Origin of the sequence: Actinophytocola sp. (assembly GCF_036555685.1) — a bacterium.
GTDB lineage: Bacteria > Actinomycetota > Actinomycetes > Mycobacteriales > Pseudonocardiaceae > Actinophytocola.
The window spans coordinates 44,345-60,239 of sequence record NZ_DATBKY010000154.1; the positions used below are offsets into that span (position 1 = coordinate 44,345).

Here is a 15,895-nt window from a genome sequence, read left to right on the forward strand (position 1 = left end):
GGGGTGCTCCTCAGTGTGCGCCGCGCGCTCGCACCGGTCTCTTGGGGAGTGGGGCCGGGGTGGGCGCCAGCTTGGCCAATGCGTACTCGCTCGCCGCGATCAGGACCTCCTTGGCCGAGTCGCGGGAGCGGGCGTCGCAGTTCATGATCACGACGTCGTCCGGGAGCGTGAGTGCCTCCCGGACATCCTCGGTGGAGAAGCGTTGGGCGCCTTCGAACTGGTTGACGGCCACGACGAAGGGAAGCCCGCGGGCCTCGAAGTAGTCGATGGACGCGAAGCCGTCCGCCAGCCGGCGCGTGTCCACCAGCACGATGGCGACGATCGCCCCCAGGACGATGTCGTCCCACATGAACCAGAAGCGGTGCTGGCCGGGCGTGCCGAAGACGTAGAGGACGAGGTCGTCGGCCAGCGTGATGCGGCCGAAGTCCATTGCTACGGTCGTCGACATCTTGGCCGACGTCACCACCATCTCGTCGACACCGACGCCGGCACTGGTCATCAGCGCCTCGGTGCGCACCGGCGCGATCTCGGACATGGCACCGACGAACGTCGTCTTGCCGACGCCGAAGCCGCCCGCGACCACGATCTTCGCGGAGGTGATCCGCGCACGTGTCGCGCTACTTGGCACGAAGTCCACTGAGCACCCTCTCGATCAGCCGGCGTCGTTCGTCGATGCCGGAGTCGGCGGTGAGCGTCGCCTCGACCACCACCAGCTCCTCACCGAGCAGGTCCGCGACGAGGACCCGCGCCACTCCCAGCGGCACCGACAGGTGCGCGGCGATCTCCGCGACCGAACGCGGCTGCAGGCACAGCTGCGTCACCGTCCACATGGCACTCGCCCGGCGTTGCGGCAGCGCCTGGCCGAGCGGTGTCGTGCGCACCCGCGCCTCGACGGCGAGCTCGACGCTCGGCTGGGTGCGGCCCTCGGTCCACGAGTAGGGCCGCGCCAGCGCGGCGGGCGCGTCCGCCGGCCCCTCCGCCAGCGGGTCGGCAGGCGCGTGCGCCAGGGCGTCTGCGGGAGCGTCGGTCACGGGTCTTCCGTTCAGGGTCTGTCCTCGGCCCCACGGACCGGGGTGTCGACCATCCGCCCGACGCGGTCGACCAGCAACGTCATCTCGTAGCCGACGAGCCCGATGTCGCAGCCGGAGGCCGCCAGCACGGCGAGGTGGGAACCGTCGCCCACGCTCATCAGCAGCAGGAAGCCGCCTTCCATCTCGATCACCGACTGCACGACGCGGCCCGCCGTGAACAGCTGTGCGGCGCCGACCGTGAGGCTCGTGAGCCCGGCGGTCAGCGCGGACATCTGGTCGGCGCGGTCGCGCGGCAGTCCCTCGCTCGCGGCGACGAGCAGGCCGTCGGCGGACACCAGCACGGCGTGCGTGACGCCGGGTACGTCCTGGGTGAAGGCGGAGACCAGCCAGCCCAGTGTGGGCTCGGTCGTGGTGGTGCTGTCGGTGGTCATCGACCCCTCCCTCGGATCGGAGTCGGCGGCTCTCCCCAGCCGCCGGCTCGTGTCGACCGGTTCGTTCACGGGGTCTTCCCGTGACGCCACGTCAGTTCTCCCGCTCTGTTGCGGACTCGGGATCCGGCTCCTTTCGAGCGCGGCGTGCCGCCTGAACGCCGCCGTAGTGCCTGGACAGGTTGTTGCGGATGGCTTCTGGGTCCCGGAAGCCGGTGCCGGTCTGGCCAGCATGCTGACCGGAACGCTTGGGCGGCGACGCGCTGCCCGGCTTGCGTACCGGCAGGCCCGCGGTCGTCGAGGTGTTGCCCGGCGTCCGCACCGGCAGACCCGCCGCGGTGGTGCGGATGGTCGGCGGGTCGATGTCCGACATGTGATTCGTTCCGGCGGTGCCGTTCGTTGCGGCGGATTTGGTCACAGCCGACTCGGACGACACCGCGTCCGGCTTCTTGTCCGGCTTCTTGTCCGGCTTCGCGTCCCCGAGCGGGGTGGCCGGGGTGAGCCAGCCGCGTCCCGAGGTGTCGGGCGCCTTGGTGGTCGCGTGGTTGGTACCGCTGGTCCCGTTGGCCGCTTCCTCGACGGCGACGACCGGGGTGAACCAGCCGATCTTGCTGCCGTTCGGCAGCTCCGGCGGCAGCGGCGGCACGACCGGCACCGGCTGGAGGGCTCCGGTCGTCCTCTCGGCGGGCGCGGAGGTCGATGCCGAGGCTGCCGCGGACGCCGCCTCCGGTGCCGGCGCGGCGGCCTCGGGCTCGGCCGGCTCCGTCTCCCGGACCGCTGCAGGGGTCGCCATCGGGGTCGCCTGTCCTTGTGCCGCAACGGTTTCCGGGGCGCCCTCGGACAGCACCAGCGTGCCGGGCACGTGCACGCTCGCGGTGATGCCGGCCTGCTTGGCGCGGTCGTGGGTCGGTCGCAACCGGACCGTCAGGTCGTGCCGCGCGGCGAGCAGGCTGACCACGAACAGGCCCATCCGCCGGGTGGTCTCCGGGCCGATGGCGTCGGCGGCCGCGAGCCGGTGGTTGGCCGTCTCGAGGTCCTCCTCGGCCATGCCGAGCCCGCCGTCGATGACCTCGAACAGCAGGCCGCCGTCGGTGCCGCGGTCGGCGGTGAGGACGACCTTGCGGTCCGGCGGGGAGTACCGGGTGGCGTTCTCGAGCAGCTCGGCGAGGATGTGCACGACGTCGGTGGCGGCGGTCGCGCGCACGGCCGCGTTGGGGGCGTGGCCGAGGCTGACCCGCTTGTAGTCCTTGACCTCCGAGGTCGCCGCTCGCAGCACCTCCACGACCGACACGGGCCGGTTGCCGCGCTTGGGCGGGGTGCCGCCGGCGAGCACCTGGAGGTTCTCGCCGTTGCGGCGCAGCCGGGTGGCGAGGTGATCGAGGCGGAACAGGCCATCGAGCCGGCGCGGGTCGTGCTCGTCGGCCTCGAGGCTCTCGATCACGCCGAGCTGCAGCTCGACGAGGGACTGGCTGCGCCGGGAGAGCGTCATGAACATCTCGCTCACCTGGTGGCGCAGCTCGGCCTGCTCGCCGGCGAGCCGGACGGCCTGCTGGTGCATGTCGTCGAAGGCGCGGGCCAGCTGGCCGATCTCCTCGTCGGTGCGCACGGCGACCGGCTCGACCGCCTTCCAGTCGACGTGGTCGCCCGCGCGCACCCGGTCGACGGTCTTCGGCAGCTTGTCGTGTGCGACCGACAGGGCGGCGGCACGCAGCCTGCGGACGGGCAGCAGCAGGGAGCGGGCGACGGTCAGGGCGACCGCGAGGGCGGCGAGCAGCGCGCCGAGCACGATCGCGGCATCGCGCAGGGCGTCCGAGCGGGCCTGGTTGGTGCGCTGGCCGACGGTGTCGACGAGCTCGGTGTACTTCTGGTCGATCAGCCCGCGCAGCGAGGTCTGCTCGGTCTGCAGGTCGGGCAGCAGCCGCTGCAGCTCCGCGGTCTTGTTGCGCGCGATCGCGGACTGGATCGCGTCCCGGCGGGCGGACCACGTGCGGGTCGCGGAGACGAACTCGGGCAGGTCGGCGGCCGGGATGTCGAGCGAGAGCTGCTGGCCGAGCACGGCTTCCTCGGCGGCGTTGTGCTGCACGGAGGCGGCGACGTCGTTGCTGACCGGCTTGCCGGTGGCGGAGGCGATCAGTGCCTCCTCGCTGGCGAGCGCGGCGCGCAGCAGCAGCATCGACAGCAGGTTGGACGCGCGGTCGTCGAGGTCCTCGGTGCGGGTGAACGACACGACGCGCGGCAGCAGCTCGCCGAGGCCCGCGATGACCGCGCGGTAGGAGAACGCCTCGGTGACCGGGTCGGTCTTGCCGGTCGCGGCCTGCTTGCGCGCCTCGGCGAGCTGCTCGAGCGCGTCGCCGAGCTTGCGGTTCACGTCGCTCGGCAGCTGCGCGAAGTCGGCCGCGTTGCGCAGCTCGGTCACCTGCTTGTCGACCGCGTCCTCGCGGCGCGCGCGGGTGTTCTCGTCGGGCGGCACGGCGGCGACCATCTCGAGCGCGGCGAGGTCGGCGAGCTTCACCGCCTCGCCGACGACGTCGAGCTGGTCGCGGACGGTGCTCAACCTGTTGGCGTCGTCCAACTGTTGCTGGACACGCAAGCCACCGAGAATCAGCGCGACGATTGCGGGAACCACGAGCACGACGGCGACCTTCGTGCGCAGGCTCCAGCTGTTGACCCGCCACTTCGCCGCATCCTGCTGACCTGGCTCCGGCACCACATGTCCCATCTGAACGTCGGCTGTGCCGGTGCCCCCCGGCTAGTTTCTGGCGAGCCCCAGAAGCTCCGCGAAAATCGGACGCACTGGCGACTTCGCGATGCAAGCCGAACCGTTCGACAATGTCAAGACCGGGCCAGGTGTGGCGCCCGTTCGATGTTCAACTAAGGACTTTGGTCCCGCCCGGTTACTCCAAACGCACTACAACCTTCGGAGATCATTCTTCGGGTGCCGGGCGGGTACCGATCGTGCGGGCGACCAGCGAATCGACGGGTATGTGCGGGGCCGTCGCGGCCCGTGACCGGACGGCCACGGTGAGCGGTTCGAAAATTACCGTCAGATCTCGGCGGGTCGCTGGAAAGTTCTCGCGCGAGCGGGTTCGAGGATAGAATTAGCTTATCAATCGCAGGAATTTCCGGACCAATTCCGAGGCTATTTTCAATCCGTCTACTCGCGGTGCGCGCAGGTGCCGTCGGGGAGCTCGCGGGCCATCAGCGCGCAGGAGACCGTCAGCCGTTCGGCCCGCCGCGGCGGGGGACCGGTTCGCGCGCAGCCAGGCGGAGAGCATCGCGCGCAGTCGCTGGCGCTCGCCGCCGGGCAGCCGCGGCAGCGGCCCGAGGAGGACCACGAGCCGGTCGACGACGTCGGGGGTGCGGACGGACGGGCAACGCCGCGGGCAGCCGGTCGTCGAGCCGCACAGTGATAGCGGTGCCAGACCCGCCGAGCACGTGCCCGCGGGCTGACCCCGAAGCGGGACGGGGGACACCGTGAGCCGGCGGTACTCGCCGAGCCGGCGCTGCCGCGGCTCGGTGCGCCGGTACACGCCGGCGACCGCGGAGGACACGTCGTCGACGACCGTCCACACCGAAAGGCGCGCGATGTTCGCGCGGATCCGGAAATCGGCTAGCGGAACGCCTCGGCGAGCCACCAGGACCCGCCGTCGCTGGTGATCTTGGCGTCGACCAGCAGCGGGCGGTCGCGCGGGCTGTCGAGCCACGCGGTCACCCCGTCGAGGTCGGCCGCGGTGCGCACGGTGAGCCCGGCGCAGCCGAAGCCGGTGCCGATGGCGGCGATGTCGGTCTCCGGGAAGCGGACGGTGGCGTGGTCCTGGCCGGTGAAGTGGTGCACCTCGGCGCCGTAGGCCTCGTCGTTGTAGACCACGATCACCATCGGCAGGCCGAGCCGCACCACGGTGTCGAGCTCGGCGATGCTCATCAGGCAGCCGCCGTCACCGAGCGCGGCGACGGGAAGCCGGTCGGGCCGGGCGAGCGCCGCGCCGATCGCGGTGGCGAGGCCGAGCCCGATCGACTGGTATGCCTGGGTGAAGCAGAACCCGTACTGGTCCGGCACCTCGAGGTAGGCGCTCGGGTAGCCCATGAAGTTGCCCGAGTCGACCGACACGATCCGCTCGGCGGGCAGCAGCTCGTCGAGCCGGCGGCTCAGCACCCTCGGGTCGATCCGGTCCACTGTGGACTCATCGGTGACCGGCACGTACCGCCAGCGGCCCTGCTCCCCGATCCGTGCGCGGACCTCGGCGGTGCGGTAACCGTCCTGAGTGGAGCCAAGGAGGGACAGCACGTCCCGCGCGGTCTCCGCGACATCGCCGAGCACGCCGAGGTGCACGGGCCGGTGCGCGCCCAGCGCGGTCTGCTCGATGTCGACCTGGGCGAGGCGGGCGTCCGGCCCGATGAGCCTGCCGTGCCGGGTGGTCCACTGGTTGAGCGCGCAGCCCCACCCGACGACGAGGTCGGCGTTCCCGATCAGTTCGGCGGCAAGCGGTGTGGCGAAGCCGCCGGAGATGCCGAGCGACCACACGTCGCCGGCGAACAGGCCGTTGGCCACCGCCGACGTGGCGAGCAGCGCGCCCGTCGCCTCGGCGAGCAGGCGCAGCTCCGGCCCGGCGCCGCGCGCGCCGCGGCCGGCGATGAACACGGGCCGGTCCGCCGCGCGGAGGGCGCCCGCGAGCTCGGCGGCGGCGTCCGCGGCGGGCCGGACGGTGGCCGGTGCGGCGGGTGCTGCGGCGGCTGGCGCGGGCTGCGCGGGTTCGGCCGGCGCGGCCTGGACGTCGAGCGGCATGCTCAGCACGACGGTCCGTCGCTCGTGGACGGCCGTGCGGTAGGCACGCACGGTGTCGGCCACCGCCGAGCCCGGCGAGTGGATCCGTTCCGGCACGGCGCCGACCGCCGCGACGGCCGCGTCCTGGTCGATGCGGAAGTTGTTCCGCACGGCCGCGCCGGGCGTGTCGGCGGTCAGCACGAGCAGCGGGGTGCGGCTCTTGGCGGCCTCGGTGATGCCGGTGAGCGCGTTGGTGAGCCCGCAGCCCTGGTGGGTGGTGACGACCGCCGGCCGGTCGCTCATCCGCGCGTACGCGTCGGCCATCGTGGCGGCACCGCACTCGTGGCGGGCGGCGACGAACGGCACGCCGCCCGCGCGCAGCGCGTTGGTCACCACGAAGTTACCGCTGCCGACGACGCCGAACGCGTGGTCGACGCCGAGCCCGGCGAGCGTGTGGCCGACCAGCTCGGCGGTGGTGCTCACCGTTCGACCAGCGCGTACACGCGGGCCGGGCTGCCCGACCCGCCGACGATCGGCAGCGGCGAGACGACGAGCAGCGCGCCGGTCGTCGGCAGGCTCGCGACGTTCTGCAGCTGCGTGAGGCCCATCTTGCCGGCGCCGAGGAAGAAGTGGTGGCACGGGAAGGCCGGGTCGAAGCCGTGCGCGGCGCCGGCGTCGGTGCCGACGGTCTCCACGCCGATGCCGACGAGGTTCGTGTCCTCGGCGAGCCAGCGGGCGCAGTCGGGTGCGATGCCCGGCGTGTGCGAGCCGGTCTCGTCGGCGTTGAGGAACTGCTCGGCGTCGTGGGAGCGGCGGTCCCAGCCGGTGCGCAGCAGCAGCCAGCCGCCGGTCGGCAGCTCGCCGTTCTCGGCCTCCCAGAGGCGGACGTCGTCGATCTGCAGCAGGTAGTCGGGGTCGGCGGCGACCCGGTCGGACACGTCGATCACGACCGCGGGCGCGACGAGCGTGCGCAGTGCCAGCTGGGAGACGTCGAGCCCGTCCTTGCCGGACGACCAGTGCACGGGCGCGTCGACGTGGGTGCCGGTGTGCTCGCCGGTGTGGATGTTGTTCCAGTACCAGTGCGGGCCGTTCTCGTCGTAGCGGCTGATCTGCTCGAGGGAGAAGTTGATCGTGTTCGCGAACGGCGGGGGCAGCTGCAGGATCGGCGTCTCCGGCGACAGGGGCGCGGTGAGGTCGACGATCTCGACCCGGTTCGTGGAGATCGCTTCGAGCAGGTCGGCCAGCAGCGGCATCGTGGGCTCCTCGGGGGTCGGTGGCTGGCTGGACACTATGCTTCCGCCCGGTCCGAGATCCAGGAGGCGATTCGCATGTCCACGAGCGAGGAGCTCACCCGTACGTTCCACGAGCTGGACATGAACGACGACGGGCAGATCACCATGCAGGAGTTCGCCTCCGCGATGACCAACCGCGGCGAGACCATCAGCGAGGAGGAGATCGCATCGATCTTCGCCGACGCGGACACGGACAAGGACGGCCGCATCTCGCTGGAGGAGTTCACCTCCGCGTGGAACCGCGCGGGCTGAGCCGCCCGGGGCGTCAGCCCGGCGCGCGGAGGATGAGCAGGCTGATCTCGCTCGGGGCGAAGACCCGCAGCGGCGGGCCCCAGAAACCGGCGCCGCGCGTGGTGTACAGCTGGGTCCGCTCGCCGTGGCGGGTGAGGCCGTGCACGGACGGCTGGTCGACCCGCACGAGGTAGTGGAACGGCCAGATCTGCCCACCGTGCGTGTGGCCGGACACCTGCAGGTCGACGCCCGCGGCGACCGCGTGGCGCACCTGCTGGGGCTGGTGGGCGAGCAGCAGCACCGGCAGGCCTTCTCCGGCGCCCGCCAGCGCGTCGGCCAGGTTCGCGCCGTGGCCGGGCAGGCCCGAGCCGACGGCGGTGGCGTCGTCGATGCCGGCGAGCACCAGCCGGTCCCCGCCGCGCTCGACGACCACGTGCCGGTTGTGCAGTGGCGTCCAGCCCAGCTCGGCCATGTGGTCGAGCCACGCCTGCGCCTCGCCGAAGTACTCGTGGTTGCCCGTCACGTACACGCGCGCGAGCCGCGCCCGGATGTCGCCCAGCGGGGCCGCCTGCGCGCGGCGCCGCGCCACGGTGCCGTCCGCGATGTCGCCCGCGTGCGCGACGACGTCCGGCTCGAGCGCGTTGACCGCGGCCGCCGTGCGGGCCGACCACCGGGACCGCTCGATCGGGCCGAAGTGCGTGTCGGCGAGCAGCACCACCTTCGTGCCGTCCAAGCCCGGGCCGAGCCGCGGCAGCACGACCTCGGTGACCCGCACCCGCGGCACCCGCATCGCCTCGAAGGCGCCCCAGCAGACGAGTACCAGCGTGGCGCCCACGGCGAACGCGGCCACGAGCCGCGACCGCAGCGGGTTCTCCACGTCCGCGATGGCGAGGACGACCCGCGGCACGGTGCCGAGAACGGTCCAGGTGAACAGGATCCACGCGACGCCGATCGTCGTGTCGCCGATGCGCGCCGCCCAGTCGAGCGTGCGGGGCCCGTGCCCGATGATCATCAGGTAGGGCAGCACCAGCGCGGCACCGATGATCAGTACGGTGCCGGCGACGAACACCGGGACGGGCCACTGTGGACCCGACAGCACCAGCGCCCACCACGGCACGCCGAACAGCAGCACCAGCGCGGCGAACACGAAGCCGAGGAACACCCGGCGGCTGCGTGGCCGCGCGACCCGGTCCTGCTGTTCGATCCGCTGTTCAGTCTCGGCCATCCGACCTCCCGGGCCCACGCTACCTGCGGGCGCATATGCCTTCGAGGGGCGTGGTACTCCTGACCCGGAGGTGGTGGCGGTGGCCGATCCGATCACCGATGAGCGCGTCGCGGCGGTGTTGCGTACCTTCGTGCGGTCCTGCGGTCCGATGCTGGCCCGGTTGCGCAGGGACGACGCCGAGATCGAACTGCCGGACGAGGACCGGGCAGGTGACGTCGACCGGAAGGTGCTCGACCGGATCAAGAGCAGGCTCGGGCAGCTGCGGTACCCGGGCTCCGAGTCGTGGGCGCAGCTGACCGTGGACGAGCGAACCGACTGGTGGGTCAACCGCGTCGGCCGGTTCACCGCGCTCGCCGCGTCGGTGACCGGTCTCGCCGGTGCGCTCGGCGACCGCCTGCCGCTGCAGGACATGCTCGGCTCCGCCGGCCAGGGCCTGCTGCTGTGCGCGATCGCGAGCGAGCACGGGGTGGACGACCGCGGCACGCGGGTGCGCATGCTGGCCATGGTGCTGTTCGAGCGGGACATCGACCCGCTGGTGGCCGCGGGCCGGGGCGACGACGCGGCCGACGACGCGGTCGTCGCGCAGCTCACCCACGAGCTGCCGGCCGCGACGTCCGTGCCGGACCCCGCCAGGGGCCGGCGGTTCGGCGTGAAGGCCGCGGCGAAGTGGCTTTGGCGGCAGGGCCGGCTGCTGCTGTCGGTCTCCGACGAGCTGGGCAAGCGGCCGCACGGCCGGTTCTACCACCGCGCGATGGGCAAGCTGCCGCTCGTCGGCATGGCGGGCGACTACTTCGGCGAGCGGTCGGCGCTGAAGCGTGCGGCGCGGGCAGGTCACAAGTGGCTGCACGCGAACGCGGTCCCGACCCTGCGAACCTCGCCGCCTGGGCGTGTCTAGCCCTGGGAGACGGCGATCTCGTCGCCGAGCCGGCGGCCTTCGCCGAGGCGCGTCTCGTCGCCGCTCCAGAACCGGCCGGGGTCGTACCAGTTCGGCTTGCGCGAGGCCGGCAGGAGCCCCATCGCCTGGTAGGTGATCGCGACGACCTCCGCGCAGTACGCCGTCTCCAGCTGCCCCTCCGCCACACGCCTGGTCAGCCGGGGTACCCGGCCGTAGACCCAGCGGGACAGCAGCTTCGCGGTCGACGGGAACGGCGTGCCGTCGAGGCGGGCGATCGTCTTGAGGACCGCGTCCTCCATCTCGCGCGTCACCGAGGGTTCGAGCTGGCGCAGCCACGCGCGCTGCTTGTACCTGGTCGTCCACAGCACGACGGCCTCGCGCAGGTCGTGCAGCTGCACGCCGCGGTGGCGGGTACCGGTCCACATGTCGGTGAGGGAGCGGCCGAGCTCGGCGTGCCACATCAGCGGCGGCAGGTCGTCGAGCACCACGGCCATGCCGACGTGGTTGATCGGGCTGTTCGTGGTGATCCGGATGGTCCGGTCGGCGGCGGTGCTGCCGCGGAAGAGCCAGACGTCGCCGGTGCGCGTGAGTTCGACGGCCTGGTCGAGCGCGAGCTTGCTGTCCGCCATCGCGGTAGCGTAGGCCAATGCGCTGGTGGAAGGTCTTGGGAGTGGCGGGTTTCGTGGGCGTGGCCGCCACCGGAGCGGTGATCGCGCGGGCGGAGCGCAAGCGTCGCGGGTACACGCCGGAGGAGATCCGGGCGAAGCTGCACGAGCGGGCCGCCGAGGTGATCCAGCGGTGAGCTACGCGGCCTGGGCCGCCTCGGCGGCGGCCTTCACGGCGGCGAGGGTGTGTTCGATCGATACGACGTTGTAGCCGGGGCGGTCGGCGCGGCCGGTGAATCGCGGGCCCATGAACCGGCGGATGAACCAGTTGCCGACCCGGAACCACTGCTCGGTGAGCAGGCAGCCGGCCTCGGTCGGGACGAGTTCGTAGGACCAGCGTGACACCCGCATGCCGATCGGGGTGCGGACGTCGAAGGTGAACCGCCGCCCGGGCTCGCACGCGACGACCCGCACCTTGGTCCACCACTCGAGATCGCCGTTGCGGTTGGTGCCGCGGAACTCCGCGCCCAGCGCGGGCCCGGTCGCCCCGCCGACCCAGTGCCCGCCGACGTTCTCCGGGCTGAACCGTCCCATCCGCGGCAGGTCGGTGACCATCGACCACACGGTGAGCGGGTCGGCGGCCACCTCCGTGCTGATCGAGATCGTGGGCTCCACCGGAAAACCGTAGCCCGGCCGGGTCGGATCGCGACACGTGCCGGCTCCGACTCCGCACGCACGGATAACCGGTATTTGCGAACGGGACCGACCCTACTTTCGTAGGTTGCAGGCTAAATCGGGCATCAGTAACTTCGATATCACCGGGGACGGAAAGCGCTTACCCGGGGCATTTTCATCGCATTCGGATTCACCAGTTCCACCCTGCTACTGAAGTGCTGTCCACCATCCAGTCAATGTCGACAGGAGACGTGCGATGTATCGGCTGGTCATGAAATTGGCCATCTCTGTTTCGGCCGCGGTGGCCCTCGGCGTCCTGGGGGCGCCGGTCGCCGGAGCGGCGACCGGGGCGGCGACCGGGGCGGCGACACCCGCCGCGGCGGACACGGCGAAAACCACGGCGACCGAGCGGATCGCCGCTGAACAGGCGGCTCCAGCCTGGTCTTACACCATCCAGCCGTCCTGCTCGGGCTGGGCGTCACCGATCCGCACCGGTGCGAACTACTGGGGCGGCGCCTCCGAGGGCGGCGGCACGCCGGTCGAGTGCCAGAATTCCGCCATCACGGATTGCGGCTTCGAGCCGATCGAGATGGTCACCAAGGACGGCCGGATGATCGTCGTCGGCTGCAACTACGGAATGGGCCAGCTCATCAAGCTGTTCCCGGGCGCGGTCAATGACCCCGCCCTCCTTGCCGCCCATGAATTCGGGCACAACTGGTACGGCCATTCCTACAACGGCTGCGCCTCGTGGGCGAGCCCGTACGACGTGATGGCGACCACGATGTGCTGACCGACCGTTCCGGGCAGGTGCCCACCGGCACCTGCCCGGAACAATTCGGCCGGCTTCGGTGTTGACGGCGGTAACCGACGAAACAGAGGAGAGCCGTACGTGGCGACCGTCGAACTGACAACCGAGAACTTCAACGAGGTCGTGGGCGCGCCCGGGACCGTGCTCGTCGACTTCTGGGCGTCCTGGTGTGGCCCCTGCCGCAACTTCGCGCCGGTCTTCGAGAAGGCCGCCGAGACGCACGACGACATCGTGTTCGGCAAGGTCGACACCGAGGCCCAGGTGGAGCTCGCGCAGGCGTTCAACATCTCGTCGATCCCCACGCTCATGGCCGTCCGCGACGGTGTCGTGCTCTACGCCCAGCCCGGCGCGCTGCCGTCCGCGGCGCTGGAGGAGCTGATCGGTAAGGTCCGCGCCGTCGACATGGACGAGGTGCGCGAGGCGATCGCCAAGGAGCAGGCCGGCCAAGACGAGGAGGCCTGAGCAGCACCCGTCTCGTGGCTCGTCGTGCCGGGTCCGGCTAGCTCCGGTACTCCAGCACGACCGACTGGAGCATCCTCGGCTCGCCGGGCAGGTCGACGTCCCCGACCGCGAGCATGTTCGGTGTCCCCGGGATCGCCGTGATCCCGTGCAGGCTGATGCCGACGGTCTCGTCGGGGCGTGGCGCGTCGGTGCGGGTCCAGCGGCGGTCGCGGTAGGTGGCGAACGTGGCGGCGGGCGCGGGGGAGTTCTCCAGCACCCACGGACACCCCGCGTCGTCGACGGCGACGTCGGTGATCCGTGCCGTCGCCAGGCCCTCGACCATCCGCCACTTCTTCCCGTCGCCGTGCGCGGCGACGGGACCGCCGTAGCCGGACGTGTTGCCGACCGCCCACAGGTCGCCGGGCGTGCCGGCGATCTCGCTGAACGCGGTGTCGTCGTCGTTGACGCCGACCTGCACGGGTTTCCACACCGCACCGTCCCAGTGGAACAGCAGCGGGCCCTTGAACCCCGGCCACGCCGCGTTGCCCGCCACCCACACGTCGGACGGTCCGAACGCGACCATCCCGGTGAAGTTGCAGAACGTCGGCATGCCGCCGAACGAGGTGCCGCCCCGCGTGCACTCGGCCGGCGGCTGGTGCTGCTGCCAGGCCGAGCCGTCCCACTCCTGGATCACCACGTCGCCGCCGTGGTACCCGACGAGCCAGGTGTGCCCGCCGGAGACCGCGATGTCGGTGATCGTGGTGCCCTTCGCCGGCGGGAACGGCACCTCGGCCCACGTGGTGCCGTCGTAGCGGAACAGGTGGGTCTCGGTCTGGGCCGGGTCGCTGCCGCCCCGGCCGCCGAGCGCCCACACGTTGTCCGGCGCGTCCGCCGCGACGAGGGAGAGCCCGCCGTGCCACGTGACGCGGGGCAGCTCCGCGCGCGTCCACGTCGTGCCGTCCCACCGCTCGACGATCGGCACGCCGGTGGTGTCGGACCGTTCCGGGTCGTAGCTGTCGTGGCCGACGGCCCACGCGTGCGTGGCGTCGACCGCGACGACGTCCCACAGCACGCTGGTCGGCTTCGTCTCCGCGCTGCCGGCGATCCGCCAGGCCTGCGGCGGTGGCTCCTTCGACGTGGTGGCGCCGGGCCGGCGGGCGCCGGGTTGCTCGGCGGCGCCGCGTTGTTCGGCGAGCAGCCCGGCCCGCTTGTCGCAGCCGGATACCAGCGTGCCGGCCAGCACGACGACGGCCAGGACCCCGACGAGTCTCACCGAACCTCCACATCCGAGGCGAACGCGTCGCCGGCGGGCCGCTCGCGCAGGAACGCGAGCACGGCCGCGACCCGGCGGTGTACCGGTCCGTCGGCCAGCCCGAGCTTGCCGAAGATCGAGTTGACGTGCTTCTCCACGGTCGATGCCGACAGGTTGAGCGCCTGCTCGACGCCGGCGTTGGTCTTACCCTGCGCCATCTCCCGCAGCACGTCCAGCTCGCGCGCGGTGAGTGTCGCGAGCGGGGAGCTGGCGTTGCGGGTGCGGCGCGCGACGAGCGCGTCGACGACGAGCGGGTCGATGACCGAGCCGCCGCGGGCCACCTCGCGCAGCGCGCGGATGAGGTCCTCGAGGTCGCCGAGCCGGTCCTTGAGCAGGTAGGCGAGACCGGCGGTTCCGTTGCGCAGCAAGGCGAACGCGTAGCTCTCGTCGGTGTGCTGCGACAGCACGGCCACCCCGATGCCGGGATGCTCGGCCTGGATCGCGTGGGCCGCGTCGATGCCCTCCATGTGGTGGCCGGGTGGCATGCGGATGTCGGTGAGCACGGCGTCGGGGGACAGGCGCCGCACCGCGTCGCGCAGCTCCTCGGCGTTGCCGACGGAGGCGAGGACGTCGACCTCGCCGGAGTCTTCCAGCAGGCGCCGGGTGCCCTCGCGGACGAGGTAGTTGTCCTCGGCGATGACGACGCGGAGCCGGTCCGCCGGCCGCTCAGTCATGGCCGGCTCCGGCGGGCAGCTCGGCGCGCACGCTGGTGCCGCCGCCGGGCTCACTGTGGACGGTCAGCCGCCCGCCGAGCGCCTCGACCCGGTCACGCAGGTTGGTCAGTCCGTGGCCGCCGTCGCCGTTGGCCGTGCCGAGCCCCACGCCGTCGTCGCGTACCAGCACGGAAAGCTGTCCGTCTCTTGTGGACAGATCGACGCCCGCGGTGTTCGCGGCGGCGTGCTTGACGACATTGGTGAGCGCCTCGCAGATCACGAAGTACGCCGCGCCCTCGACGTCGGCGTCCAGGCGCCCGTCGCGCAGCGCGGCGTCGGCGTGTACGCGCACGTCGAGCGGCAGCCGGTCCGCGCGGGCCTGCACGGCGACGACGAGCCCCTGGTCGGACAGGACCGGCGGGTGGATGCCGCGCGCGAGCTCGCGCAGGTCGGCGAGCAGGTCGCGGGCGTCGCCCTGCAGCTCGTCGAGGACCTCGTCGGCGGCCCGGTCGCCGCGGCCGACCTGGTTGCGTGCCAGCCGCAGCTTCATGATCAGGGCGACGACGTGCTGCTGCGCGCCGTCGTGGATGTTGCGCTCGATGCGCCGCCGCTCGATGTCCTGCGCGGCGACGATGCGGGCGCGCGAGCGGGCGAGCTCGTCGACCTGCTCGGCCAGCCGGGCGGTGAGCCGGACGTTGGCGATCGCGGTCGCCGCCTGCCGGGCGAGCGTGTCGAGCAGCTCGCGGTCGCCGGGTTCGTAGCCGCCGTCCTTCGGGCCGCACTCGATGTGGCCGGCGACCTCGCCGCCACGCTCCAGCGCCACCCGCAGCGCGGGTTCGCCGGCCGGCTCGCCGACCGCCGCGTTCGCCTCCGGCAGCGTCACCCGCACCCACCGCGCCGCGAGTCCCTTCTGGACGGTGTCGGCTAGCCGGGGGAGCAGGTCGGCGAGGTCGACGGTCTGCTCGAGCCGCGCGCCGAACGTGGTCAGCAGCTCGTAGCGGTTCACCCGCTCGCCGAACGCGAACCGGTCGGCGAGCCGTTCCAGCCGGGCCCGCAGCGGCTGGAACGCGACCGCGGCGACGATCGTCAGCACCACCGCGACCTGGACCGGGATCTCGTTGCGCAGGGTGAACCCCGGCGCGGCCGCCACGACGAGGTACGCGCCCGCGATCACCAGCGACAGCACGGTGAAGATCGTGGAGCGGCGCGCCACGGGGTTGATGTCGAACACCCGGTGCCGCACGATCCCGATCACGATCGTCACCTGCACCATCAGCTGCTGCAGGACGTACAGCCCGCTGAGCAGGCGGACCCACAGCGGCGGGTCAGCCCCGTACCCGGACGCGACCGAGTACGTGAGCACGGTGGTGACGATGAGCGACGCCGTGACGTAGACCATCAACCGCATCCGGGCCCGCTGCGCCCGGCCGGCCTGCGCGAACCGTACGAACAGCACGCCGACGACGATCAGGGCAGCGGGATAGAAGTCGTAGAGCCAGCTGACCGGCGCGGCGAGGAACTCCAACCACGGCACGGC

At 72.2% G+C, this 15,895-nt stretch carries 17 protein-coding genes; 5 read left to right on the forward strand and 12 right to left on the reverse strand.

Annotated elements, in window-relative coordinates:
* Nucleotides 1-10: 10 nt before the first annotated feature.
* The 6 genes from VH969_RS14815 to VH969_RS14840 all read right to left on the reverse strand — a co-directional run bounded on the left by VH969_RS14815 (nt 11) and on the right by VH969_RS14840 (nt 7,474).
* Nucleotides 11-637: a GTP-binding protein gene (locus VH969_RS14815; protein ID WP_331974358.1), complete on the reverse strand. Its 627-nt coding sequence runs from the start codon at nt 635-637 to the stop codon at nt 11-13.
* Nucleotides 618-1,031 (reverse strand): DUF742 domain-containing protein, encoded by a 414-nt coding sequence (locus VH969_RS14820; RefSeq protein ID WP_331974360.1) that lies wholly within the window; start codon nt 1,029-1,031, stop codon nt 618-620. Before VH969_RS14820 ends, VH969_RS14815 begins: the two co-directional genes overlap by 20 nt.
* A gap of 11 nt (nt 1,032-1,042) precedes the next feature.
* Entirely contained in the window at nt 1,043-1,462 is a 420-nt protein-coding gene (locus tag VH969_RS14825; protein ID WP_331974362.1) for a roadblock/LC7 domain-containing protein, read from the reverse strand.
* 91 nt (nt 1,463-1,553) lie between these two features.
* A complete protein-coding gene (locus VH969_RS14830; protein WP_331974364.1) occupies nt 1,554-4,166 on the reverse strand; it encodes an ATP-binding protein in 2,613 nt (870 codons plus the stop codon).
* A gap of 903 nt (nt 4,167-5,069) precedes the next feature.
* A complete protein-coding gene (locus tag VH969_RS14835; protein ID WP_331974366.1) occupies nt 5,070-6,704 on the reverse strand; it encodes a thiamine pyrophosphate-binding protein in 1,635 nt (544 codons plus the stop codon).
* A complete protein-coding gene (locus VH969_RS14840; RefSeq protein WP_331974368.1) occupies nt 6,701-7,474 on the reverse strand; it encodes a cyclase family protein in 774 nt (257 codons plus the stop codon). Before VH969_RS14840 ends, VH969_RS14835 begins: the two co-directional genes overlap by 4 nt.
* Nucleotides 7,475-7,498: 24 nt before the next feature.
* On the opposite strand from VH969_RS14840, the gene VH969_RS14845 reads away from it, so the two are divergent.
* Nucleotides 7,499-7,765 carry an EF-hand domain-containing protein gene (locus VH969_RS14845; protein ID WP_331974390.1) on the forward strand — a complete coding sequence of 89 codons (267 nt, stop codon included), beginning with the start codon at nt 7,499-7,501 and terminating at the stop codon, nt 7,763-7,765.
* A gap of 13 nt (nt 7,766-7,778) precedes the next feature.
* On the opposite strand, the gene VH969_RS14850 is transcribed toward VH969_RS14845, so the two are convergent.
* Nucleotides 7,779-8,969 (reverse strand): metallophosphoesterase, encoded by a 1,191-nt coding sequence (locus VH969_RS14850; RefSeq protein WP_331974370.1) that lies wholly within the window; start codon nt 8,967-8,969, stop codon nt 7,779-7,781.
* Between the two features lie 79 nt (nt 8,970-9,048).
* On the opposite strand from VH969_RS14850, the gene VH969_RS14855 reads away from it, so the two are divergent.
* The gene (locus tag VH969_RS14855; RefSeq protein ID WP_331974372.1) at nt 9,049-9,864 is read left to right on the forward strand and encodes a hypothetical protein; all 816 of its coding nucleotides are present in this window, start codon (nt 9,049-9,051) and stop codon (nt 9,862-9,864) included.
* Here the strand turns inward: VH969_RS14855 and VH969_RS14860 are convergent.
* On the reverse strand, nt 9,861-10,493 hold the full coding sequence (locus tag VH969_RS14860) for a hypothetical protein (protein WP_331974374.1): 633 nt from the start codon (nt 10,491-10,493) through the stop codon (nt 9,861-9,863). The two genes, VH969_RS14855 and VH969_RS14860, sit on opposite strands and share 4 nt — an antisense overlap.
* 17 nt (nt 10,494-10,510) lie before the next feature.
* Here VH969_RS14860 and VH969_RS14865 point away from each other — a divergent pair, with 17 nt between their 5' ends.
* Nucleotides 10,511-10,666, forward strand: coding sequence for a hypothetical protein (locus tag VH969_RS14865; RefSeq protein WP_331974376.1), 156 nt, complete (start codon nt 10,511-10,513; stop codon nt 10,664-10,666).
* A gap of 1 nt (nt 10,667) precedes the next feature.
* On the opposite strand, the gene VH969_RS14870 is transcribed toward VH969_RS14865, so the two are convergent.
* The gene (locus tag VH969_RS14870; protein WP_331974378.1) at nt 10,668-11,144 is read right to left on the reverse strand and encodes an SRPBCC family protein; all 477 of its coding nucleotides are present in this window, start codon (nt 11,142-11,144) and stop codon (nt 10,668-10,670) included.
* 256 nt (nt 11,145-11,400) lie between these two features.
* Here VH969_RS14870 and VH969_RS14875 point away from each other — a divergent pair, with 256 nt between their 5' ends.
* Together VH969_RS14875 and trxA are read left to right on the forward strand one after the other, a co-directional pair.
* Nucleotides 11,401-11,934, forward strand: coding sequence for a hypothetical protein (locus tag VH969_RS14875; protein ID WP_331974380.1), 534 nt, complete (start codon nt 11,401-11,403; stop codon nt 11,932-11,934).
* Nucleotides 11,935-12,033: 99 nt separating this feature from the next.
* Nucleotides 12,034-12,414, forward strand: a complete 381-nt coding sequence (gene trxA / locus VH969_RS14880) for a thioredoxin (protein WP_331974382.1) — start codon at nt 12,034-12,036, stop codon at nt 12,412-12,414.
* A gap of 37 nt (nt 12,415-12,451) precedes the next feature.
* Here trxA and VH969_RS14885 read toward each other — a convergent pair whose 3' ends face one another.
* The 3 genes from VH969_RS14885 to VH969_RS14895 form a co-directional block, all read right to left on the reverse strand.
* Complete coding sequence (locus VH969_RS14885; RefSeq protein ID WP_331974384.1) at nt 12,452-13,666, reverse strand: beta propeller repeat protein; 1,215 nt, start codon at nt 13,664-13,666, stop codon at nt 12,452-12,454.
* Nucleotides 13,663-14,379: a response regulator gene (locus VH969_RS14890; RefSeq protein ID WP_331974386.1), complete on the reverse strand. Its 717-nt coding sequence runs from the start codon at nt 14,377-14,379 to the stop codon at nt 13,663-13,665. The genes VH969_RS14885 and VH969_RS14890 overlap by 4 nt, the downstream gene beginning before the upstream one ends.
* Nucleotides 14,372-15,895, reverse strand: a 1,524-nt coding sequence (locus VH969_RS14895) for a sensor histidine kinase (RefSeq protein ID WP_331974388.1), incomplete at its 5' end; no start/stop codon positions are given. The genes VH969_RS14890 and VH969_RS14895, both read right to left, overlap by 8 nt.